Origin of the sequence: Shinella sp. 838 (assembly GCF_029623935.1) — a bacterium.
Lineage (GTDB): Bacteria > Pseudomonadota > Alphaproteobacteria > Rhizobiales > Rhizobiaceae > Shinella.
The window spans coordinates 1-18988 of the sequence record NZ_JARSBQ010000019.1 but is presented as its reverse complement, the minus strand read 5'-3'; the positions used below and the strand labels follow the sequence as shown (position 1 = coordinate 18988).

31 protein-coding genes are annotated in these 18988 nt (G+C 61.2%); 2 read left to right on the top strand and 29 right to left on the bottom strand.

Features of this window, described 5'->3' with window-relative positions:
- Window positions 1-22 precede the first annotated feature (22 nt).
- Complete coding sequence (gene msrP, locus P9A16_RS32240) at window positions 23-961, top strand: protein-methionine-sulfoxide reductase catalytic subunit MsrP (protein ID WP_024270449.1); 939 nt, start codon at window positions 23-25, stop codon at window positions 959-961.
- A complete protein-coding gene (msrQ, locus tag P9A16_RS32235; RefSeq protein ID WP_278026353.1) occupies window positions 961-1617 on the top strand; it encodes a protein-methionine-sulfoxide reductase heme-binding subunit MsrQ in 657 nt (218 codons plus the stop codon). Before msrP ends, msrQ begins: the two co-directional genes overlap by 1 nt.
- 21 nt (window positions 1618-1638) lie before the next feature.
- Here the strand turns inward: msrQ and P9A16_RS32230 are convergent, their stop codons facing one another.
- The 29 genes from P9A16_RS32230 to P9A16_RS32090 form a co-directional block, all read right to left on the bottom strand.
- Window positions 1639-2841: a GGDEF domain-containing protein gene (locus tag P9A16_RS32230; RefSeq protein WP_023517175.1), complete on the bottom strand. Its 1203-nt coding sequence runs from the start codon at window positions 2839-2841 to the stop codon at window positions 1639-1641.
- A gap of 161 nt (window positions 2842-3002) precedes the next feature.
- Entirely contained in the window at window positions 3003-3428 is a 426-nt protein-coding gene (gene rplQ / locus P9A16_RS32225) for a 50S ribosomal protein L17 (protein WP_023517174.1), read from the bottom strand.
- A 46-nt stretch (window positions 3429-3474) separates the two neighbouring features.
- A complete protein-coding gene (locus P9A16_RS32220; RefSeq protein ID WP_024270448.1) occupies window positions 3475-4485 on the bottom strand; it encodes a DNA-directed RNA polymerase subunit alpha in 1011 nt (336 codons plus the stop codon).
- A 103-nt stretch (window positions 4486-4588) separates the two neighbouring features.
- Window positions 4589-4978: a 30S ribosomal protein S11 gene (gene rpsK / locus P9A16_RS32215; protein ID WP_023513823.1), complete on the bottom strand. Its 390-nt coding sequence runs from the start codon at window positions 4976-4978 to the stop codon at window positions 4589-4591.
- Window positions 4979-5225: 247 nt separating this feature from the next.
- Window positions 5226-5594 (bottom strand): 30S ribosomal protein S13, encoded by a 369-nt coding sequence (gene rpsM, locus P9A16_RS32210; RefSeq protein WP_024270447.1) that lies wholly within the window; start codon window positions 5592-5594, stop codon window positions 5226-5228.
- 228 nt (window positions 5595-5822) lie between these two features.
- Window positions 5823-6407, bottom strand: coding sequence for an adenylate kinase (locus P9A16_RS32205; RefSeq protein ID WP_024270446.1), 585 nt, complete (start codon window positions 6405-6407; stop codon window positions 5823-5825).
- Window positions 6404-7744: a preprotein translocase subunit SecY gene (secY, locus tag P9A16_RS32200; RefSeq protein ID WP_024270445.1), complete on the bottom strand. Its 1341-nt coding sequence runs from the start codon at window positions 7742-7744 to the stop codon at window positions 6404-6406. The genes P9A16_RS32205 and secY overlap by 4 nt, the downstream gene beginning before the upstream one ends.
- Before the next feature lie 414 nt (window positions 7745-8158).
- Window positions 8159-8638: a 50S ribosomal protein L15 gene (rplO, locus tag P9A16_RS32195; RefSeq protein WP_023515496.1), complete on the bottom strand. Its 480-nt coding sequence runs from the start codon at window positions 8636-8638 to the stop codon at window positions 8159-8161.
- 11 nt (window positions 8639-8649) lie between these two features.
- A complete protein-coding gene (rpmD, locus tag P9A16_RS32190; RefSeq protein ID WP_023515495.1) occupies window positions 8650-8853 on the bottom strand; it encodes a 50S ribosomal protein L30 in 204 nt (67 codons plus the stop codon).
- A gap of 13 nt (window positions 8854-8866) precedes the next feature.
- The gene (gene rpsE, locus P9A16_RS32185) at window positions 8867-9433 is read right to left on the bottom strand and encodes a 30S ribosomal protein S5 (protein ID WP_023515494.1); all 567 of its coding nucleotides are present in this window, start codon (window positions 9431-9433) and stop codon (window positions 8867-8869) included.
- Window positions 9434-9561: 128 nt separating this feature from the next.
- A complete protein-coding gene (rplR, locus tag P9A16_RS32180) occupies window positions 9562-9924 on the bottom strand; it encodes a 50S ribosomal protein L18 (RefSeq protein WP_023515493.1) in 363 nt (120 codons plus the stop codon).
- 12 nt (window positions 9925-9936) lie between these two features.
- On the bottom strand, window positions 9937-10470 hold the full coding sequence (rplF, locus tag P9A16_RS32175; protein WP_024270444.1) for a 50S ribosomal protein L6: 534 nt from the start codon (window positions 10468-10470) through the stop codon (window positions 9937-9939).
- Window positions 10471-10512: 42 nt separating this feature from the next.
- A complete protein-coding gene (gene rpsH / locus P9A16_RS32170; protein WP_023517482.1) occupies window positions 10513-10911 on the bottom strand; it encodes a 30S ribosomal protein S8 in 399 nt (132 codons plus the stop codon).
- 12 nt (window positions 10912-10923) lie between these two features.
- A complete protein-coding gene (gene rpsN / locus P9A16_RS32165; RefSeq protein ID WP_023517483.1) occupies window positions 10924-11229 on the bottom strand; it encodes a 30S ribosomal protein S14 in 306 nt (101 codons plus the stop codon).
- A gap of 36 nt (window positions 11230-11265) precedes the next feature.
- On the bottom strand, window positions 11266-11823 hold the full coding sequence (rplE, locus tag P9A16_RS32160; RefSeq protein ID WP_023517484.1) for a 50S ribosomal protein L5: 558 nt from the start codon (window positions 11821-11823) through the stop codon (window positions 11266-11268).
- Complete coding sequence (rplX, locus tag P9A16_RS32155; protein ID WP_024270443.1) at window positions 11816-12127, bottom strand: 50S ribosomal protein L24; 312 nt, start codon at window positions 12125-12127, stop codon at window positions 11816-11818. Before rplX ends, rplE begins: the two co-directional genes overlap by 8 nt.
- Window positions 12128-12139: 12 nt before the next feature.
- A complete protein-coding gene (gene rplN, locus P9A16_RS32150; RefSeq protein WP_018328276.1) occupies window positions 12140-12508 on the bottom strand; it encodes a 50S ribosomal protein L14 in 369 nt (122 codons plus the stop codon).
- Window positions 12509-12744: 236 nt separating this feature from the next.
- Complete coding sequence (rpsQ, locus tag P9A16_RS32145; protein ID WP_024270442.1) at window positions 12745-12981, bottom strand: 30S ribosomal protein S17; 237 nt, start codon at window positions 12979-12981, stop codon at window positions 12745-12747.
- Between the two features lie 12 nt (window positions 12982-12993).
- Window positions 12994-13194, bottom strand: a complete 201-nt coding sequence (gene rpmC, locus P9A16_RS32140; protein WP_024270441.1) for a 50S ribosomal protein L29 — start codon at window positions 13192-13194, stop codon at window positions 12994-12996.
- A 12-nt stretch (window positions 13195-13206) separates the two neighbouring features.
- Entirely contained in the window at window positions 13207-13620 is a 414-nt protein-coding gene (rplP, locus tag P9A16_RS32135; protein WP_024270440.1) for a 50S ribosomal protein L16, read from the bottom strand.
- A gap of 38 nt (window positions 13621-13658) precedes the next feature.
- Window positions 13659-14387: a 30S ribosomal protein S3 gene (rpsC, locus tag P9A16_RS32130; RefSeq protein ID WP_023514178.1), complete on the bottom strand. Its 729-nt coding sequence runs from the start codon at window positions 14385-14387 to the stop codon at window positions 13659-13661.
- Window positions 14387-14776, bottom strand: coding sequence for a 50S ribosomal protein L22 (gene rplV, locus P9A16_RS32125; RefSeq protein ID WP_023514179.1), 390 nt, complete (start codon window positions 14774-14776; stop codon window positions 14387-14389). The genes rpsC and rplV overlap by 1 nt, the downstream gene beginning before the upstream one ends.
- Window positions 14777-14778: 2 nt before the next feature.
- The gene (gene rpsS / locus P9A16_RS32120) at window positions 14779-15057 is read right to left on the bottom strand and encodes a 30S ribosomal protein S19 (RefSeq protein ID WP_023517272.1); all 279 of its coding nucleotides are present in this window, start codon (window positions 15055-15057) and stop codon (window positions 14779-14781) included.
- A gap of 16 nt (window positions 15058-15073) precedes the next feature.
- Entirely contained in the window at window positions 15074-15910 is an 837-nt protein-coding gene (gene rplB, locus P9A16_RS32115) for a 50S ribosomal protein L2 (RefSeq protein ID WP_023517273.1), read from the bottom strand.
- A gap of 31 nt (window positions 15911-15941) precedes the next feature.
- Window positions 15942-16235, bottom strand: a complete 294-nt coding sequence (locus P9A16_RS32110; protein WP_023517274.1) for a 50S ribosomal protein L23 — start codon at window positions 16233-16235, stop codon at window positions 15942-15944.
- Window positions 16232-16852 (bottom strand): 50S ribosomal protein L4, encoded by a 621-nt coding sequence (rplD, locus tag P9A16_RS32105; RefSeq protein WP_024270439.1) that lies wholly within the window; start codon window positions 16850-16852, stop codon window positions 16232-16234. The genes P9A16_RS32110 and rplD overlap by 4 nt, the downstream gene beginning before the upstream one ends.
- A 12-nt stretch (window positions 16853-16864) precedes the next feature.
- The gene (rplC, locus tag P9A16_RS32100) at window positions 16865-17548 is read right to left on the bottom strand and encodes a 50S ribosomal protein L3 (protein ID WP_024270438.1); all 684 of its coding nucleotides are present in this window, start codon (window positions 17546-17548) and stop codon (window positions 16865-16867) included.
- A 159-nt stretch (window positions 17549-17707) separates the two neighbouring features.
- On the bottom strand, window positions 17708-18016 hold the full coding sequence (gene rpsJ / locus P9A16_RS32095; RefSeq protein ID WP_003507767.1) for a 30S ribosomal protein S10: 309 nt from the start codon (window positions 18014-18016) through the stop codon (window positions 17708-17710).
- 189 nt (window positions 18017-18205) lie between these two features.
- The coding region (locus P9A16_RS32090) for an elongation factor Tu (RefSeq protein ID WP_278026352.1) at window positions 18206-18988 on the bottom strand (783 nt) is incomplete at its 5' end.

Sequence of the window (18988 nt, the reverse complement as noted above, 5' to 3'; positions counted from 1 at the left end):
ACGCAACAGATCGAGCCCCGCCATGTCTCTCTACCGCCCGCCCCGCATCCCCGCGTCGCAGATCACGCCGGAACACTGTTTCCTCGGGCGCCGCTCGTTTCTGGCGGCGGCGGGCGGAGCGCTCCTGGCATCCGGCGCCCCCGCCTTCGCGGAAGCGCTGAAGGCGTCGAAATCGCCCTATGCGGTGGACGAGGCACTGACGCCCGAAAAGGATGTGACCAGCTACAACAACTTCTATGAGTTCGGCTTGGGCAAGGGCGACCCGCTCGCCAACTCGGAAAAGTTCAAACCGACGCCCTGGACGGTGAAGGTCGACGGGCTCGTCGGCAAGCCGAAGGAATTCGGGTTGGAAGAGCTGCTTTCCCTGCCGCTGGAAGATCGGGTCTACCGCATGCGCTGCGTGGAGGCATGGTCGATGGTCATTCCCTGGGTCGGCTTTCCGCTCTCCGCGCTGCTCGACAAGGTGGAGCCGCTTGGCGACGCAAAATACGTCGCCTTCGAAACAATCGTCCGGCCTGAGGAAATGCCCGGCCAATCCGGCTATTTCCAGTCGCTGCCCTGGCCCTATGTCGAGGGGTTGAGACTGGACGAGGCACGCCACCCGCTGGCGATCCTCTCCGTCGGCGTCTACGGCAAGACGTTGCCGAATCAGAACGGCGCGCCGATCCGCCTCGTCGTGCCGTGGAAGTACGGCTTCAAGGGCATCAAGTCGATCGTCAAGATCACGCTCACCGACAAGCAGCCGCCCTCCACCTGGAACCTCGCCGCGCCGAGTGAATATGGCTTCTATGCCAATGTGAACCCGGAGGTCGATCATCCACGCTGGAGCCAGGCAAGCGAAAACCGCATCGGCGAAGGCGGCTTCTTCGGCGCCAACCGGCGGCCGACCCTGCCCTTCAACGGCTATGCCGAGGAGGTTTCCGGTCTTTACAGCGGTATGGATCTCAGGGCGAACTACTGATGGCGAGCCTGCCCACCCTGCCCCGCAAATACCACGCGGCCTCGATCTGGCTGCTGTACGCCGTCGGTCTCCTGCCCGCGGCCTGGGGCTTCTGGCTCGGCGCAACGGGGCGCCTGCCCGGCAATCCGGTCAAGGAATTCGAGCACCTGCTCGGCCTCTGGGCGCTGCGCTTCTTCATCGCCACGCTCGCCATCACGCCTATCCGCGATCTCTTCGCCATCAATTGGGTGCGCTACCGCCGGGCGCTCGGGCTCCTGGCGTTCTGGTACGTGCTGATGCACTTCCTCACCTACATGCTGCTCGACCAGTATCTGAATTTCCCGGCGATCCTCGTCGACATCGCCAAGCGGCCCTTCATCACCATCGGCATGGCCGCCTTCGTGCTGCTCATTCCACTGGCGTTGACGTCCAACAACTGGTCAATCCGTCGGCTCGGCATGCGCTGGGTGAAGCTGCACAGGCTAGTCTATGTCATCGCCGCCGCCGGTGCGCTGCATTTCGCCATGTCGGTGAAGGTCGTGGGGCTGGAGCCCTGGACCTATATCGGACTTGTGGCGCTGCTTCTCCTCTATCGGCTGGTGCGGCCGATGATCCGCGGCGGCAGAGGCGGGAAGGCACGCGCCTCCGCATTTCGCGGGCAGGAGCGCTCGGCTTGAGGCTTGCCGTATGACATTGCCTTAGGACGCGCGACCCGGGCCGCTCGCCTCGTCCCTGATCACGAAGAGCTTGGGTCCAGCCTGCTGCGGGACATCCGCCGGACTGCTGACGACGCGGTTCCGGCCATTGCTCTTGGCAAGATAGAGCAAGCGGTCGGCGCGGCTGATCGCATCATGGATCGTATGATCGCCGGCAGCCGTGACCGCAACGCCAAAACTCGCGGTGATCGAGCGGTCGATACCGATACGGCCGAGATCGCGTTCCGACAAGGCCAGACGCACCGTGTTTGCAAGCATATGGGCGTCTTGCAGGCGGCAGTTCGGCAGATAGGCGATGAACTCCTCTCCGCCGAAGCGGGCGACCGCGACGCCCGGCCAGGCGAGCGTGCGCAGGAGGTCGGCCACCTCGCGGATCGCCTCGTCCCCGGCTGCGTGTCCGAACCGGTCGTTGATCGACTTGAACCAGTCGATATCGGCGACGACGATGGCGGCCTCGTTTTTGCCCGCGTGCCCGTTTGCGCCAAGAAGCTGCTCGAAGCCGCGACGGTTGAGGAGACCGGTCAACGGATCCTCCTCCGACGCCTTGCGGTACCGCTCGACGATCCGCAACGCCACCGAGGCAAGCGCAGTCAGAGCCAGAAGCAATGCGCCGATCGTCGCCGTGACCTGCATGACGAAGGCGTAGGGCGAACCGATAAAGGCATCCATGGCAAGACTGCCCGCCATGACGAAGAAAACGATCGTGCGCACCGTCGTCTCAAGCATGACGAAGACAACGGCGCCGAGCAGCGCGCGGTCCACCCATGTGGCCGCCCGGCGCCAGGAGGACAGCAAGGCTGTTGCGAGCAGAAGGCTGCAGGCGATGTCGCTGACGAAGAGTTCGACGCGCAGGCTTTGCGCGACGAACACGGCGTAGGCGATGGCGCCGTAGGCGGCGGCGGCAATGCCGAGGCGGAGAACGAGATGACGGGGCGCGTCGAAATGGGCGGTCAGGCCATGACTGTAGAAGAGGAAGGCGCTGAGGAACGCAGCATCTGCCGTCATCGCGACCATGGGCACGGGCGCGACAGCCTGCAGAAGCGGCGCAAGGAAACCGAGGGCCGCACAGAGATAACCGCCGGCCCAGAACAGGGCGGCGCGGTTGCCGAAACGCGCGACGATGAAAAACGCTACGCCGAACAGGGTAAGAACCACCGGCAGCAGGAATGCGAAATTCTCGGCCATCACTCGAACTCGATTAAACTTCGCGAAAAGTTTAGAGCCGAGGGCTGAAGACAATGCCTAGGGACATGGTTTCCGGAACCTTGCAGGCGGCATTTGCGCAAAGAAAAAGCCGGGCGCTTTCGCGTCCGGCTTCAAGACGTCCGGTGAGGACGCTTTTTCGATCAGGCGGCTTCGGCAGCGTCTGCTTCAGCAGCAACGCGAGCCTTGTCGGCTGCGCCCTTGGCGTCGACGTCGCGGTCAACGAACTCGATGACGGCGAGCGGGGCGTTGTCGCCATGACGGTAGCCGGCCTTCATGATGCGCAGGTAGCCACCGTTACGGCTGGCGTAGCGCGTTGCGATCGCGTCGAACAGCTTCGAAACGACGGCGACGTCGCGGATCTGCGAGATCGCCTGACGGCGAGCGTGCAGGTCGCCGCGCTTGCCGAGGGTGACGAGCTTCTCGACGATCGGGCGAATTTCCTTCGCCTTCGGCAGGGTGGTGACGATCTGCTCATGCTGGATGAGCGAAGCAGCCATGTTGGCGAACATCGCCTTGCGGTGGCTGGCGGTACGGTTGAGTTTGCGACCGGAATTCTGGTGGCGCATCTCTATTCTCCTTCACATGCAGGCAGTTGCCTGCCGTTTGATGGTGTTAATACTGGTCTTCGTAGCGCTTGGCGAGATCTTCGATGTTCTCGGGCGGCCATGCCGGCACTTCCATGCCGAGGTGCAGGCCCATGGAAGCGAGAACTTCCTTGATTTCGTTCAGCGACTTGCGACCAAAATTCGGAGTACGAAGCATTTCGGCTTCGGTCTTCTGAATGAGATCGCCGATATAGACGATGTTGTCGTTCTTCAGGCAGTTCGCCGAACGGACGGAAAGTTCCAGTTCGTCGACCTTCTTGAGGAGTGCCGGGTTGAACGCCAGTTCGGTGACCGATTCCTCTTCGGCTTCCTTCTGCGGCTCGTCGAAATTGACGAAGACCGAGAGCTGGTCCTGGAGGATGCGGGCCGCAAACGCGATCGCATCTTCGCCCGTGACGGAACCATCGGTCTCGATGGTCATCGTCAGCTTGTCGTAGTCGAGAACCTGGCCTTCACGGGTGTTTTCCACCTTGTAGGACACTTTCTTGACCGGCGAATAAAGGCTGTCGACCGGGATGAGGCCGATCGGCGCGTCTTCGGAACGGTTGCGGTCGGCCGGGACATAACCCTTGCCGTTGTTGACCGTGAACTCCATGCGGATTTCCGCGCCCTCGTCGAGGGTGCAGATGACATGGTTCGGGTTCAGGATCTCGATGTCGCCGACCGTCTGGATGTCACCAGCCGTCACGACGCCCGGACCCTGCTTGCGCACGACCATACGCTTGGAATCGTCGCCATCCATCTTGATGGCGATTTCCTTGATGTTCAGCACGATATCGGTCACGTCTTCCCGGACGCCCGGGATCGACGAGAACTCGTGCAGCACGCCGTCGATCTGCACGGCGGTAACAGCCGCACCGCGCAGCGACGACAGGAGAACGCGACGCAGCGCGTTGCCGAGCGTCAGGCCGAAGCCACGCTCCAGCGGCTCGGCAACAAGGCTTGCCTTGGTGCGGCCGGAGGAGGAGAACTCCACCTTGTTCGGCTTGATCAGTTCCTGCCAGTTTTTCTGGATCATATGTTTTGCCTTCCGTTCGCCGCCACCATCCAATCGTGGCGGCCGAGCCCTGAAGATCCACGGAAGCCGTCACCCGGCTTCCGCGGCAATTCGAATGCGGTGATCAGACGCGACGCTTCTTGCGCGGGCGGCAACCGTTGTGCGGGATCGGGGTCACGTCGCGGATGGACGTGATCATGAAGCCGGCAGCCTGGAGGGCGCGCAGAGCCGATTCGCGGCCGGAACCCGGACCGCAGACTTCGACTTCCAGCGACTTCATGCCGTGTTCCTGGGCCTTCTTGGCGCAGTCTTCAGCAGCGATCTGGGCGGCAAACGGGGTCGACTTGCGCGAACCCTTGAAGCCCTTTGCACCGGCCGACGACCAGGCAATGGCGTTGCCCTGTGCGTCGGTGATGGTGATCATCGTGTTGTTGAACGAAGAATTGACGTGAGCAACACCCGAGGTGATGTTCTTGCGTTCGCGACGGCGGACGCGTGCGGCTTCCTTGGCCATGGATAGTCCTTTCGTTGATCTCGACACCGCCGTAGTTCCAGCGGCTCCACCGGGCCGGGTCGAAACCCTTGGCCCTGAATAAAATTTGCACCCGGCCCGAAGGCATCGCGTGCGGCGATATCGTCACTGCCGTAATACCAGCAGCTCCACCGACCGGGGCCTCGACCTGATGAAAAGCAAGGTCCCGCTCGAAACTCAAAAGAGGCCGGCGCGAAGCGCCAGCCTCCCACTCCCCGTTTCCGGGAAATTACTTCTTCTTGCCTGCGATGGCCTTTGCCGGGCCCTTGCGGGTGCGGGCATTGGTGTGCGTGCGCTGACCGCGGACCGGAAGGCCACGACGGTGACGCAGACCGCGGTAGCAACCGAGGTCCATGAGGCGCTTGATGTTCATCGAGGTTTCGCGACGCAGGTCACCTTCGACCTGATAGTCACGGTCGATGGCTTCGCGGATCTGCAGGATTTCTGCGTCCGTCAGCTGGTGTACGCGACGATCGGACGGAATACCGACCTTCTCGATGATTTCCTGTGCAAACTTCGGGCCGATCCCGTGGATATAGGTCAGCGCGATGACTACGCGCTTCGCGGTCGGGATGTTGACGCCAGCGATACGTGCCACGCCTGTTCTCCTTGCTTCCAGTTGCCATCCGGCAAGTGGTTTTCTTCATTCGATACGACCGGGAAGGCCGCTGTTCAATTGAGGTTCGGGACATGTCGAAAACGACCGCACCCGGACTTCGTTCTTCTGAAATCCGCGCCGATCGCAATGGTATGTCGCGAGTTGGCGCTGTCATAAGGGGAATCGGCCGAAAAAGTCAACTCCCGGCCGGTCCTTTTTCGCCTGATCTCAGGCGTTCTCCAGGATTCCGGCGATCTCCGCCGTCACCTTGTCGACATTGGCCATGCCGTCGACCGTCTGGAGCTTGCCGGTCGACGCGTAGTAGGTCGACAGCGGCGCAGTCTTTTCGCGGTATTCCGTCAAGCGTCGCTTGAAGGCTTCCGGATTGTCGTCGGAACGGACCGTGCCGCCCGCGGCGATCGTCTCGGCCACGCGATTCTCCATGCGCTTGACCAGCGCATCCTCGTCGACCTTCAGCTCGATCACGGCGTCGAGCGAGAGGCCCTTGCCGGCGAGAATCTGGTCGAGAGCCTCAGCCTGCGGAACCGTGCGCGGATAGCCATCAAGGATGAAGCCCTTGGCACAGTCGGCCGAATCGATTCGGTCAGACACGATCTCGTTGACGATGGCGTCGGAAACGAGCTGGCCGGCATCCATGACGGCCTTGGCGCGCTTGCCGACATCCGTGCCGGCGGCGACAGCCGCCCGCAACATGTCACCCGTGGAGAGCTGCGGAATACCGTGCTTCTCCGTCAGAAGCTTGGCCTGTGTCCCCTTGCCAGCGCCCGGCGGTCCCAGAAAAATCAGTCTCATCGTCCCCTCTTACCTCCACGCAGCTTCGACTTCTTGATCAGCCCCTCATACTGCTGAGCAATCAGGTGGCCCTGTATCTGTGCTACAGTATCCAAGGTCACGCTGACAACAATCAAAAGCGACGTACCACCAAGGTAGAATGGGACCCCGGTCTGCGCGATGAGAATTTCGGGAAGGATACAAACGAAGACAAGATAGAGCGCGCCGATGACCGTGATGCGGGTCAGCACGTAATCGATATATTCGGCGGTGCGTTCGCCCGGGCGGATACCCGGAATGAAGCCGCCATGCTTCTTCAGATTGTCGGCCGTGTCCTTCGGATTGAAGACGATGGCCGTGTAGAAGAAGGCGAAGAAGGCAATCATGCCCGCATAGAGCAGCATGTAGAGCGGCTGGCCGTGGCCGAGGGCAGCGATGACCGTCGTTGCCCAGGACGGCAGCTCGGACGTGTTCGAGAACCCGGCCAGCGTTGCCGGCAGCAGCAGCAGCGAGGAGGCGAAGATCGCCGGAATGACGCCCGCGGTGTTGAGCTTCAGCGGCAGGTGCGAGGTATCGCCCTGGAACATGCGGTTGCCGACCTGTCGCTTCGGATACTGGATCAGAAGCCGGCGCTGGGCACGTTCGACGAAGACGATGAGCGCGATGACGCCGACGGCCATGACCACGACGGCGATAACGACACCGATCGAGAGCGCGCCGGTGCGGCTGAGCTCGAGCGTGCCAGCCAGCGCGCCCGGAAGGGCCGCAACGATACCGGCGAAGATGATCAGCGAAATGCCGTTGCCGATGCCGCGCGAGGTGATCTGTTCACCCAGCCACATCAGGAACATGGTGCCACCGAGCAGCGAGATGACGGTGGAGATGCGGAAGAACCAGCCCGGATCGTTGACGAGCCCTGCCCCGCTCTCAAGGCCAACGGCGATGCCGTAGGCCTGCAGCGTGCCGAGCAGCACCGTGCCGTAGCGCGTGTACTGATTGATGATCTTGCGGCCCTGCTCGCCTTCCTTCTTCAGCTGCTCCAGCGACGGAACGACCGAGGTCATCAGCTGCACGATGATCGAGGCGGAAATATACGGCATGATGCCGAGCGCGAAGATCGCCATGCGCTCGACGGCGCCGCCGGAGAACATGTTGAAGAGGCCGAGAATGCCGCTCGCCTGGCCGCGGAAGGCCTGCGCGAAGGCTTCGGGGTTGAGACCCGGCAACGGGATATAGGTGCCGAGGCGATAGACGAGCAGCGCGCCCAGCGTGAACCAGAGACGCTTCTTCAGATCTTCTGCTTTCGAGAAGGTCGAGAAGTTGAGATTAGAGGCAAGTTGTTCCGCTGCCGAAGCCATGCATTTCTCCGCGAAGCCGATCCGGCGGCGGTAAGCCCGGCCAGGTCCGGATTGGCTGATCCGTTGGCACGTCCCCTCGCCCCTCCTCGGACCGATGGCACATGCTGAAATTCGTCTTGCCCCTCTGCCGGTGCAGCAAAGCGGGCGGATGGAGCCTAAACCGGTTGAAACGCGGATTGTCAAGCAATCCCGGCCTCACCGCACCACATAATTCCTGAGATCGAAAGTGAACTCAGGAATTATGTGGCAGATTCAAAAGACTATCGCGACCTTTGCGCACCTTGAGACGATACGCGGCGCTCCAGCTTCTTTTCGGGCAACGGCGGGGAAGAGAATCCCGGCCATCGTCGTGAGGCTCACATATGGGAGCAAAATCGCCCGGTGTGAAGCACACCGGGCGATAATTTTGTCGAATTATTCGGCAGCTTCCGCAGCGGCCGAGAGCAGCTTGATCGAGCCGCCAGCCTTTTCGATCTTCTCGATCGCCGGCTTGGAGGCACCGGCGACTTCGAAGGCCACCTTGGCCTTGAATTCGCCGTCGGCGAGGATGCGCACGCCGTCCTTTTCGCGGCGGATGACGCCGGCAGCCTTGAGGGCCGCTGCATCAACGGTCGCCTTGGCATCGAGCTTGCCGGCATCGATTGCCTTCTGGATGCGCTCCAGGGAAACGATGACGAAGTCGGATGCGAAGATGTTGTTGAAGCCGCGCTTCGGCAGGCGACGGTAGATGGGCATCTGACCGCCTTCGAAGCCGTTGATGGCGACGCCCGAACGAGCCTTCTGACCCTTGACACCGCGACCACCGGTCTTGCCCTTGCCGGAACCGATACCGCGACCGACGCGCTTGCGGTTCTTCGAAGAGCCTTCGTTGTCCTTGATTTCGTTGAGTTTCATGATCTATCCCCTCACTTCTCTTCGACGACGCGAACGAGGTGCTGGACGGCACGGATCATGCCGCGGACAGACGGAGTGTCTTCCAGCGTGCGAACCCGGTGCATCTTGTTGAGGCCCAGACCGACCAGCGTTGCGCGCTGAACGGCCGGACGGCGGATGGGGCTGCCGATCTGCTCGACAGTCACCGTCTTCTTTGCGGTTTCTTTCTTAGCCATGGCTCAGAGCTCCTTATTCTTCGGAAGCGACGCCGGCGGACGCACGACGGGCCTGCAGCGTGGCATACTTCATGCCGCGCTGTGCCGCGATGTCCTTCGGGTGCATCTGGCTCTTGAGAGCGTCGAACGTCGCACGGATCATGTTGTACGGGTTCGAGGAGCCGGTCGACTTCGCTACGACGTCATGGACGCCAAGCGTTTCGAAAACGGCGCGCATCGGACCACCGGCGATGATACCGGTACCGGCCTTGGCCGAACGAAGCAGAACCTTGCCGGCGCCGTGGCGGCCGTGCACGTCGTGGTGCAGCGTGCGGCCGGAGCGCAGCGGAACGAAGATGAGGTCGCGCTTGGCGGCTTCGGTGGCCTTCCGGATTGCTTCCGGAACTTCACGTGCCTTGCCGTGGCCGAAGCCGACGCGGCCCTTCTGGTCGCCGACGACGACGAGAGCTGCGAAACCGAAACGACGGCCGCCCTTGACGACCTTCGCGACGCGGTTGATCGCGACGAGCTTGTCGACAAACTCGCTGTCGCGCTCTTCGCGGTTCTGGCGGTCATCGCGACCGCGCTTTTCCTGTGCCATTGTCCTTTTCCTTTTTCTTTTCCGGGTGCAATCGGCAGATTGACGAAAGTCGCCCCCATTTCAGCAATGGAAGCGACCGATACCCTGCTGAGGATCGGCGGGGCGCTTCGACGCGCCCGGCCGAATGATCAGAAGTTCAGACCACCTTCACGGGCCGCTTCGGCGAGAGCCTTGATGCGGCCATGATAGATGAAGGCGCCACGGTCGAAAACGACTTCCTTGACGCCTGCCTTGACGGCGCGCTCAGCAATGAGCTTGCCGACGGCAGCGGCAGCTGCCGTGTCGGCGCCCGTCTTCAAGGACGAGCGCAGATCGGTGTCGAGCGTGGAGGCGGACGCAAGCGTCGTGCCGGCCACGTCGTCGATGACCTGTACGTAGATGTTCTTCGACGAGCGATGAACAGACAGGCGCGGGCGGCCATTGGCGACCGCCTTGATGGAACGGCGCACGCGGTTGGCGCGGCGCTGGAGAGCTTCTTTCCTGCTAGCCATTTCGCGTGATCCTTACTTCTTCTTGCCTTCTTTGCGGACAATCCGCTCTTCGGCATACTTGACGCCCTTGCCCTTGTAGGGCTCGGGGCCACGGTATTCGCGGATTTCCGCGGCGACCTGACCGACCTGCTGCTTGTTGATGCCGGAAATGATGATTTCCGTCGGCTTCGGAACAGCGATCGAGATGCCTTCCGGCGTCTGGTAGACGACGTCATGGCTGAAGCCGAGTGCCAACTGCAGGTTCTTGCCCTGCAGCGACGCGCGGTAACCGACGCCGTTGATTTCGAGCTTGCGCTCGTAGCCGTCCTTGACGCCCTTGAAGATGTTCTCGACCATCGTGCGGGACATGCCCCACTTGGAGCGAGCATCCTTGCTATCGTTGACCGGCTGAACGACAACGGCGTTGTCTTCGAGCTTTACCGAAACTTCGTCGTTTGCGACAAAGAACAGTTCGCCCTTCGGGCCCTTTGCGGTGACCTTCTGACCATCGACGGTCGCGGTGACACCAGCGGGAACCTGAACGGGCTTCTTACCGATACGAGACATTGTTTTATCCTGTCTGTTCGTTATGGAGTTCCTTGCCCAGTCTTAGAAGACCGAGCAAAGGATCTCGCCACCAACGTTCTGTTCGCGTGCCTGGTGATCGGCCATCACGCCCTTCGGGGTCGAAAGGATGGTGATGCCGAGGCCGTTCGCGACCTGCGGAATGGACTTTACCGAGACATAGACCCGGCGGCCCGGCTTGGAGACGCGGTCGATCTTGCGGATCACGGACGCGCCTTCGTAGTACTTGAGTTCGATGTTCAGCTCGGACTTGCCGTTGCCGAATTCGACTTCCGAATATCCGCGGATGTAACCTTCGGACTGAAGGACGTCCAGAACGCGGGCGCGCAGCTTGGAAGCCGGCGTCGAAACGCTGGACTTGCGGCGTGCGGCGCCGTTGCGGATACGGGTGAGCATATCGCCCAAGGGATCAGTCATTGCCATGTGCCCGTCTCCTTACCAGCTCGACTTGACGATGCCCGGCACCTTGCCGAGATTGCCCAGTTCGCGAAGCGCAATACGCGACATCTTGAGTTTGCGATAGAAAGCGCGCGGACGGCCCGTGACTTCGCACCGGTTGCGGATGCGGGTCTTGGAGCCATTGCGCGGCAGTTCGGCAAGCTTCAGGGTCGCCTTGAAGCGCTCTTCGATGGGAAGAGACTGGTTCTGGATGATCGCCTTGAGAGCGGCACGCTTGGACGCCTGAGCGGCGACCAGCTTGCGGCGGCGGTTGTTCTTCTCGACTGCGCTGGTTTTAGCCATAACAGTTGTTATCCTTCTTTACGCTTGTCGTTACGGTCAGGCGCGGAACGGGAAGTTGAACTCTTTCAGAAGAGCCCGTGCTTCGTCGTCCGTCTTTGCCGTCGTGCAAACGATGATGTCCATGCCCCACATCTGATCAACCTTGTCGTAGTTGATCTCCGGGAACACAATGTGCTCCTTGATACCCATGGCGAAGTTGCCACGGCCATCGAAGGACTTCGGGTTCAGACCACGGAAGTCGCGTACGCGGGGCAGCGCGATGTTCACGAGGCGATCCAGAAATTCATACATGCGGGCGCCGCGCAGGGTGACCTTCGCGCCGATCGGCATGCCTTCGCGCAGCTTGAAGCCGGCGATGGAGTTGCGGGCGCGCGTGATGACCGGCTTCTGGCCGGCAATCGCTGCGAGGTCGCCGGCCGCTACGGTCGGCTTCTTCGAGTCGCCCGTCGATTCGCCAACACCCATGTTGATGACGACCTTGTCGAGGCGCGGGATCTGCATCTCGTTGGCGAAGGAGAACTGCTCCTGAAGCGCCTTGCGGATACGCTCGACGTATTCCTTCTTGAGGCGCGGCTCATACTTGGTGTCAGCCATCGATCGACACTCCCGAACGCTTTGCTACACGAACCTTCTTGTCGCCTTCGACCTTGAAACCGACGCGGGTCGGCTTGCCGTCCTTGGGATCGGCGATCGCGATGTTCGACAGATGGATCGAAGCTTCCTTGGTGATGATGCCGGCTTCCTGGGTCTGGGTCTGGCGCTGGTGACGCTTCACCAGGTTGATACCCTTGACGACCGCACGGTCTTCCTTCGGCATGACCTGTACAACTTCACCGGTACGGCCCTTGTCCTTGCCGGTGAGCACGACGACCTTGTCGCCCTTACGAATCTTCTGCATAGCCATCGCTCCTTACAGTACTTCCGGAGCCAGCGAGATGATCTTCATGTGGTTCTTGGCGCGAAGTTCGCGCGGAACCGGTCCGAAGATACGGGTGCCGATCGGCTCTTTCTTGTTGTCGATCAGGACGGCTGCGTTGTTGTCAAAACGAATGACGCTGCCATCGGGGCGGCGGATGTCCTTGGCGGTGCGCACGACGACCGCCTTCATCACGTCACCCTTCTTCACGCGGCCGCGCGGGATCGCTTCCTTGATCGAGACGACGATAATGTCGCCGACCGAAGCGTACTTGCGCTTGGAGCCGCCCAGCACCTTGATGCACATGACACGACGTGCGCCGGAATTATCCGCGACGTCGAGGTTAGTCTGCATCTGAATCATGTCAGGTCGCCTTCTTGTTTTACCGGACCGGTTGGGTGTTAGCCCCCTGTTCCAGCTTATGGAAATTCATGTTTTCGCGCGGGATGGTCGTTTGCCAGGGTGGTTTCCACGTCGGCGAACCGATGGACCTTCCGTGCGCTCAAAGCAAAAGAACGCTCGTGATTCCGAGCGTCCTTGCGCTGCTTCATACAGAGTTTTGCGCCAAACACAAGGGCTCGGCGCAAAATCCGGTATTATTAAGCGTGGGCCGATACGACGGTCCAGCGCTTGTCCTTGGAAATCGGGGCGCATTCCTGGATGGAAACGACGTCGCCGACCTTGTACTGGTTGGTTTCGTCATGCGCCTTGTACTTCTTGGACCGGCGAACGGTCTTCTGAAGCAGGGGATGGGCAAAGCGGCGTTCGACGCGCACGACAACGGTCTTGTCGTTCTTGTCGCTGACAACAGTGCCCTGCAGAATGCGTTTCGGCATATTTTTTGGTCCTTAGGCCTTGGCTTCTGCCGCCTTCTGGCGGGCAATGGTCTTGACGCGCGCGATATCCTTGCGGACTTCGTTGATGCGCGAGGTCTTCTCGAGCTGGCCGGTGGCCTTCTGGAAGCGCAGGTTGAACTGCTCTTTCTTCAGCTTGGCAAGCTCTTCGTTGAGCTGATCGGCGCTCAGCGCCTTGACGTCTGCGGCTTTCATGGCGCTCGCTCCTTACTCTGCAATGCGCTGTACGAAGCGCGTCTTGACCGAGAGCTTGGCCGAGCCGAGGCGAAGCGCTTCACGCGCGATTTCCTCGGAAACACCGTCGATCTCGAACATCATACGGCCAGGCTTGACCTTGGCTGCCCAGTATTCGACCGAACCCTTACCCTTACCCATGCGGACTTCCGTGGGCTTCGCGGTGACCGGAACGTCGGGGAACACGCGGATCCACACGCGGCCGGCACGCTTCATGTAGCGGGTGATCGCGCGGCGGGCCGCTTCGATCTCGCGTGCGTTCACGCGGTTCGGTTCCTGAGCCTTCAAGCCGAACTCGCCGAAGGCGAGCTCGGAGCCGCCCTTGGCGACGCCCTTGATGCGTCCCTTGAACTGCTTGCGGTACTTGGTACGCTTTGGCTGCAACATTTTTTTACTTCTCCGATATTGGCTGCCAAACGCGACTGTTACGCGTTTTCACGACGGCGGTCGCCACGATCGCGATCGCGGCTTGCGGGGCCCTGGCTGTCACTTTCGCTGGCGCGACGCTCAGAGGCCATCGGGTCGTGCTCAAGGATTTCGCCCTTGAAGATCCAGACCTTGATGCCGCAGATGCCGAATGCGGTTTCGGCTTCAGCCGTACCGTAGTCGATGTCTGCACGCAGCGTGTGAAGCGGAACGCGACCTTCGCGGTACCATTCCGTACGGGCGATTTCCGCACCGCCGAGACGGCCAGCGCAGGTGATCTTGATGCCTTCGGCGCCAAGACGCATGGCCGACTGAACAGCGCGCTTCATCGCACGGCGGAAAGCCACGCGGCGCTCGAGCTGCTGGGCGATCGACTGGGCAACGAGGGTTGCGTCGACTTCCGGCTTGCGCACTTCAACGATGTTGAGGTGCGTTTCGGAGTTCGTCATCGAAGCGAGCTTCTTGCGAAGCTTCTCGATGTCCGCACCCTTCTTGCCGATGATCAGACCCGGGCGAGCCGAGTGGATCGTGACGCGGCACTTCTTGTGCGGGCGCTCGATGACCACCTTGGCGATACCGGCCTGCTTCAGCTCTTCCATGACGAAAGCGCGGATCTTCAGGTCTTCGTGGAGCAGCTGGCCGTATTCGGCGTTGTCGGCGAACCAACGGCTGTCCCAGGTACGGTTAATGCCGAGGCGGAAACCGATCGGATTAATCTTCTGGCCCATTATGCGGCCTCCCCTTTGGCTTCGACTTCACGGACGACGATCGTCAGATGCGAGAAAGGCTTCTCGATCCGCGATGCGCGGCCGCGGCCACGAGCGGCAAAGCGCTTCATGACAATCGACTTGCCGACATACGCCTCAGCGACGATGAGCGAGTCAACGTCGAGGTCGTGGTTGTTTTCTGCGTTGGCGATCGCAGACTCGAGCGTCTTCTTGACGGTCTCGGCGCTACGCTTGCGCGAGAACTCAAGCTCGGCGAGAGCCCGGTCGACCTTCTTGCCGCGGATGAGCGCAGCAAGCAGGTTGAGCTTCTGGGGGCTGACGCGGATCGTGCGCGCGATAGCCTGCGCCTCGTTATCCTTCAGCCGACGTTCGGCTTTAGCCTTACCCATCGTTACTTCCTCTTCGCCTTCTTGTCCGCGCCGTGACCGTAGTAGGTCCGGGTCGGAGCGAATTCACCAAACTTGTGGCCAACCATGTCTTCGTTGACGGCCACCGGGATGTGCTTGCTGCCGTTGTAGACGCCGAAAGTCAGACCAACGAACTGCGGCAGGATCGTGGAGCGACGGCTCCAGATCTTGATAACTTCGCTGCGACCGCCTTCACGAACCTTCTCAGCCTTCTTGAGAAGATAGCCGTCAACAAACGGGCCTTTCCATACTGAACGAGCCATTTCTGACTAACCTCTCTTACTTCTTCTTCAAGTGGCGCGAGCGCATGATGAACTTGTCGGTCGACTTGTTCGAGCGGGTGCGCTTGCCCTTGGTGGGCTTGCCCCACGGGGAAACCGGGTGACGACCACCAGAGGTGCGGCCTTCACCACCACCGTGCGGGTGGTCGACGGGGTTCATGACGACACCGCGGTTGTGCGGGGTCTTGCCACGCCAGCGCGTGCGACCAGCCTTACCGTCGTTGATGTTGCCGTGATCCGGGTTGGAAACGGCGCCGACCGTTGCAAGGCAGGACGAGTGAACCAGGCGCTGTTCGCCCGAGTTCAGGCGAAGGATCGCCATGCCCTGATCGCGGCCGACCAGCTGAACGAAGGTGCCGGCGGAGCGGGCGATCTGGCCGCCCTTGCCCGGCTTCATTTCGACGTTGTGAACGATCGAACCAACCGGAACGTACTGCAGCGGCATGGTGTTGCCGGGCTTTACGTCAACAGCCTTGTTGGAGGCGATGACCTTGTCGCCGGCTGCCAGGCGCTGCGGGGCCAGGATATAGGCCTGCTCGCCGTCGGCATAGCTCACCAGAGCGATGAACGCCGTACGGTTCGGGTCGTATTCCAGACGCTCGACCGTGCCTTCGACGTCGAACTTGCGACGCTTGAAGTCGATGAGACGGTAGGTGCGCTTGTGACCACCGCCGATGAAGCGGGCCGTGATGCGACCAAGGTTGTTACGACCGCCGCTCTTGGAGAGACCTTCGGTCAGAGCCTTGACGGGCTTGCCCTTGTAAAGGCCCGACCGGTCGACGATGACCAGCTGGCGCTGGCTCGGAGTGGTCGGATTGAAGTGTTTCAATGCCATTTTCTTGTTTCCTCTTTAGCCGACTGCCCGATTAGAGCCCGGTGGAGACGTCGATGGACTGACCGTCAGCGAGTGTGACGATAGCCTTCTTGACATCTCCCTGCCGGCCGGCGAAGCCGCGGAAACGCTTGATCTTGCCCTTGCGGACGAGCGTGTTCACAGCCGTGACCTTGACGCCGAAGAGAGCTTCCACAGCAGCCTTGATTTCAGGCTTGGAAGCGCGCTTGGCAACGTTGAAGACGATCTGGTTGTTTTCGGAGACCAGCGTCGACTTTTCGGTGATCGAGGGGGATACGATCACATCGTAGTGGCGAAGATCCGTCATTTGAACCGCTCCTCGAGGGCTTCTACAGCAGCCTTGGAGAGCACGAGCTTGCCGCGGCGCAGGATGTCGTAAACATTGATACCCTGGATCGGAAGCACATCCACGTTCGGGATGTTGCGGGCTGCGAGCTTGAAGTTGCCGTCAAGTTCTGCGCCGCCGATGAAGAGGGCATTGGTGAGGCCGAGCGAAGCGAACGCGCCGGCCAGAGCCTTCGTCTTTGCTTCTGCGGCAACGAGGTCGTCAACGATGATGACGTCGTCAGCCTTGATCTTGGCCGAGAGGGCGTGACGCAGGCCGAGCGCGCGAACCTGCTTGGGCAGGTCGTGAGCGTGGCTGCGGGATACCGGGCCGTGAGCCTTGGCACCACCGCGGAACTGCGGAGCGCGCGCCGAATGGTGACGAGCGCGGCCCGTACCCTTCTGCTTGTACATCTTGGAGCCGGTGCGGGACACTTCGCCGCGCGTCAGCGACTGGTGCGTGCCCTGCTGCTTCTTGGCGAGCTGCCAGCGGATGACGCGGGCAATGATGTCTTCGCGCGGCTCGAGGCCGAAGATCGCGTCGGAAAGAGAGACCTTGCCGGCGTCCTTCCCGTCGAGGGTCGTGACTTTGAGATCCATGATCAGGCTCCCTTACTTGGCTGCGGCGCGCACGGCGGCCGGACGCGGCGCGTCGGACGGGGTGCCGGACTTGACGGCGTCGCGAACGACGATCCAGGCGCCCTTGGAGCCCGGGACAGCGCCCTTGACGAGGATGAGACCGCGTTCTTCGTCGGTGGAGACGACTTCGAGGTTCTGGGTGGTGACGCGCGTCTGGCCCATGTGACCAGCCATGCGCTTGCCCTTCCAGACCTTGCCCGGGTCCTGGTTGTTACCAGTCGAACCGTGCGAACGGTGCGAAACGGAAACGCCGTGCGTTGCACGAAGACCGCCGAAGTTATGGCGCTTCATGGCACCGGCAAAACCCTTACCGATCGTGGTGCCGGTAACGTCGACGAGCTGGCCGGCGACGAAATGGCTCGCGGTCAGTTCCGCGCCGATTTCGATGAGGTTGTCTTCCGAAACGCGGAATTCGACGAGCTTGGCCTTCGGCTCAACGCTTGCAGCGGCGAACTGGCCGCGGAGCGCCTTTGCCGTGTTCTTCACCTTGGAAGAGCCGGCGCCGAGCTGGACGGCCGTGTAGCCGTTCTTGTCCTGCGTACGCTGGGCAACGACCTGGACGTTGTCCAGTCGCAATACTGTTACAGGGATGTGCTCACCTGCGTCATTATAGACGCGAGTCATCCCTACTTTCTGTGCAATCACACCTGAACGCATGGTTCAATCCTCTTAGAAGTCCTGGCGGGATCGTGACGTCCCGTCATGCCTCTTGGTTTAAGGATTCCACTCGGGCCTTACGGCCGTCGGGTTTCCCGTTTTTAGAAGACGTCGGCTTAATGCCACGTACCTTCCTTGTTATTTCGGCTTGCGCCGGACTTAGAGCTTGATCTCTACGTCTACACCGGCCGCGAGGTCGAGCTTCATGAGAGCATCAACGGTCTGCGGCGTCGGATCTACGATGTCGAGCAGGCGCTTGTGCGTGCGCATCTCGAACTGTTCACGGCTCTTCTTGTCCACGTGGGGCGAACGGTTGACAGTGAACTTTTCAATACGGGTCGGGAGCGGAACGGGGCCGCGGACGCTTGCGCCGGTGCGCTTTGCCGTCGACACGATTTCACGCGTGGAGGCATCAAGGATCCGGTGGTCAAACGCCTTGAGGCGGATGCGGATGTTCTGGCCGTTCATACGACTTTTCCTTAGTTCGTTACTCGCGCGATTCTCTTGGGAAATGCGCGTTTTTGATTCTGGCGGTTCCCATAACGGAACGCACGCGAAAATACAATTGCCGAAAGGCCAGTCCGCTAAATTTTCAAAGACCGGAGGGGCAGGATGACATCCTGCCCTTCCTATTTCAGCGGCCTGAAGCCTTAAGTCTTACTCGACGATCGAGGCAACGATGCCGGCGCCGACGGTACGGCCGCCTTCGCGGATTGCGAAGCGCAGCTTTTCTTCCATCGCGATCGGAACGATCAGCTCGACTTCAACCGTGACGTTGTCGCCCGGCATGACCATTTCCGTGCCTTCCGGCAGCGAAACGATACCGGTCACGTCCGTCGTGCGGAAGTAGAACTGCGGACGGTAGTTCGTGAAGAACGGCGTATGACGGCCGCCTTCTTCCTTCGTCAGGATGTAGGCTTCTGCCATGAACTTCTTGTGCGGCTTGACCGAGCCCGGCTTGCACAGGATCTGGCCACGCTCGACGCCGTCACGCGTGACGCCGCGCAGAAGCGCGCCGATGTTGTCGCCGGCCTGGCCCTGGTCGAGCAGCTTGCGGAACATTTCAACGCCCGTGCAGGTCGTCTTCGTCGTCGGGCGGATGCCGACGATTTCGATTTCTTCACCGACCTTGACGATACCGCGCTCGACGCGACCCGTCACAACCGTACCACGGCCCGAGATCGAGAACACGTCTTCGATCGGCATCAGGAACGGCTGGTCGATCGGACGCTCCGGCGTCGGGATGTAGGCGTCGACCTGAGCCATCAGCTCGCGGATCGCGTCTTCACCGATCTTCTTGTCCGAATCTTCGAGAGCGGCAAGAGCCGAACCCTTGACGATCGGAATGTCGTCGCCCGGGAAGTCGTAGGACGACAGAAGTTCGCGAACTTCCAGTTCGACCAGCTCCAGAAGCTCGGCGTCGTCGACCTGGTCGACCTT

Bases quoted from the DNA above. Each gene is read 5' to 3' on its own strand.
- msrP (WP_024270449.1), top strand. From the start codon at position 23: ATGTCTCTCTACCGCCCGCCCCGCATCCCCGCGTCGCAGATCACGCCG.
- msrQ (WP_278026353.1), top strand. From the start codon at position 961: ATGGCGAGCCTGCCCACCCTGCCCCGCAAATACCACGCGGCCTCGATC.
- P9A16_RS32230 (WP_023517175.1), bottom strand. From the start codon at position 2,841: ATGGCCGAGAATTTCGCATTCCTGCTGCCGGTGGTTCTTACCCTGTTC.
- rplQ (WP_023517174.1), bottom strand. From the start codon at position 3,428: ATGCGCCACCAGAATTCCGGTCGCAAACTCAACCGTACCGCCAGCCAC.
- P9A16_RS32220 (WP_024270448.1), bottom strand. From the start codon at position 4,485: ATGATCCAGAAAAACTGGCAGGAACTGATCAAGCCGAACAAGGTGGAG.
- rpsK (WP_023513823.1), bottom strand. From the start codon at position 4,978: ATGGCCAAGGAAGCCGCACGCGTCCGCCGTCGCGAACGCAAGAACATC.
- P9A16_RS32205 (WP_024270446.1), bottom strand. From the start codon at position 6,407: ATGAGACTGATTTTTCTGGGACCGCCGGGCGCTGGCAAGGGGACACAG.
- secY (WP_024270445.1), bottom strand. From the start codon at position 7,744: ATGGCTTCGGCAGCGGAACAACTTGCCTCTAATCTCAACTTCTCGACC.
- rplO (WP_023515496.1), bottom strand. From the start codon at position 8,638: ATGAAACTCAACGAAATCAAGGACAACGAAGGCTCTTCGAAGAACCGC.
- rpmD (WP_023515495.1), bottom strand. From the start codon at position 8,853: ATGGCTAAGAAAGAAACCGCAAAGAAGACGGTGACTGTCGAGCAGATC.
- rpsE (WP_023515494.1), bottom strand. From the start codon at position 9,433: ATGGCACAGGAAAAGCGCGGTCGCGATGACCGCCAGAACCGCGAAGAG.
- rplR (WP_023515493.1), bottom strand. From the start codon at position 9,924: ATGGCTAGCAGGAAAGAAGCTCTCCAGCGCCGCGCCAACCGCGTGCGC.
- rplF (WP_024270444.1), bottom strand. From the start codon at position 10,470: ATGTCTCGTATCGGTAAGAAGCCCGTTCAGGTTCCCGCTGGTGTCACC.
- rpsH (WP_023517482.1), bottom strand. From the start codon at position 10,911: ATGGCAATGACTGATCCCTTGGGCGATATGCTCACCCGTATCCGCAAC.
- rpsN (WP_023517483.1), bottom strand. From the start codon at position 11,229: ATGGCTAAAACCAGCGCAGTCGAGAAGAACAACCGCCGCCGCAAGCTG.
- rplE (WP_023517484.1), bottom strand. From the start codon at position 11,823: ATGGCTGACACCAAGTATGAGCCGCGCCTCAAGAAGGAATACGTCGAG.
- rplX (WP_024270443.1), bottom strand. From the start codon at position 12,127: ATGCAGAAGATTCGTAAGGGCGACAAGGTCGTCGTGCTCACCGGCAAG.
- rplN (WP_018328276.1), bottom strand. From the start codon at position 12,508: ATGATTCAGATGCAGACTAACCTCGACGTCGCGGATAATTCCGGCGCA.
- rpsQ (WP_024270442.1), bottom strand. From the start codon at position 12,981: ATGCCGAAACGCATTCTGCAGGGCACTGTTGTCAGCGACAAGAACGAC.
- rpmC (WP_024270441.1), bottom strand. From the start codon at position 13,194: ATGAAAGCCGCAGACGTCAAGGCGCTGAGCGCCGATCAGCTCAACGAA.
- rplP (WP_024270440.1), bottom strand. From the start codon at position 13,620: ATGTTGCAGCCAAAGCGTACCAAGTACCGCAAGCAGTTCAAGGGACGC.
- rpsC (WP_023514178.1), bottom strand. From the start codon at position 14,387: ATGGGCCAGAAGATTAATCCGATCGGTTTCCGCCTCGGCATTAACCGT.
- rplV (WP_023514179.1), bottom strand. From the start codon at position 14,776: ATGGGTAAGGCTAAAGCCGAACGTCGGCTGAAGGATAACGAGGCGCAG.
- rpsS (WP_023517272.1), bottom strand. From the start codon at position 15,057: ATGGCTCGTTCAGTATGGAAAGGCCCGTTTGTTGACGGCTATCTTCTC.
- rplB (WP_023517273.1), bottom strand. From the start codon at position 15,910: ATGGCATTGAAACACTTCAATCCGACCACTCCGAGCCAGCGCCAGCTG.
- P9A16_RS32110 (WP_023517274.1), bottom strand. From the start codon at position 16,235: ATGACGGATCTTCGCCACTACGATGTGATCGTATCCCCCTCGATCACC.
- rplD (WP_024270439.1), bottom strand. From the start codon at position 16,852: ATGGATCTCAAAGTCACGACCCTCGACGGGAAGGACGCCGGCAAGGTC.
- rplC (WP_024270438.1), bottom strand. From the start codon at position 17,548: ATGCGTTCAGGTGTGATTGCACAGAAAGTAGGGATGACTCGCGTCTAT.
- rpsJ (WP_003507767.1), bottom strand. From the start codon at position 18,016: ATGAACGGCCAGAACATCCGCATCCGCCTCAAGGCGTTTGACCACCGG.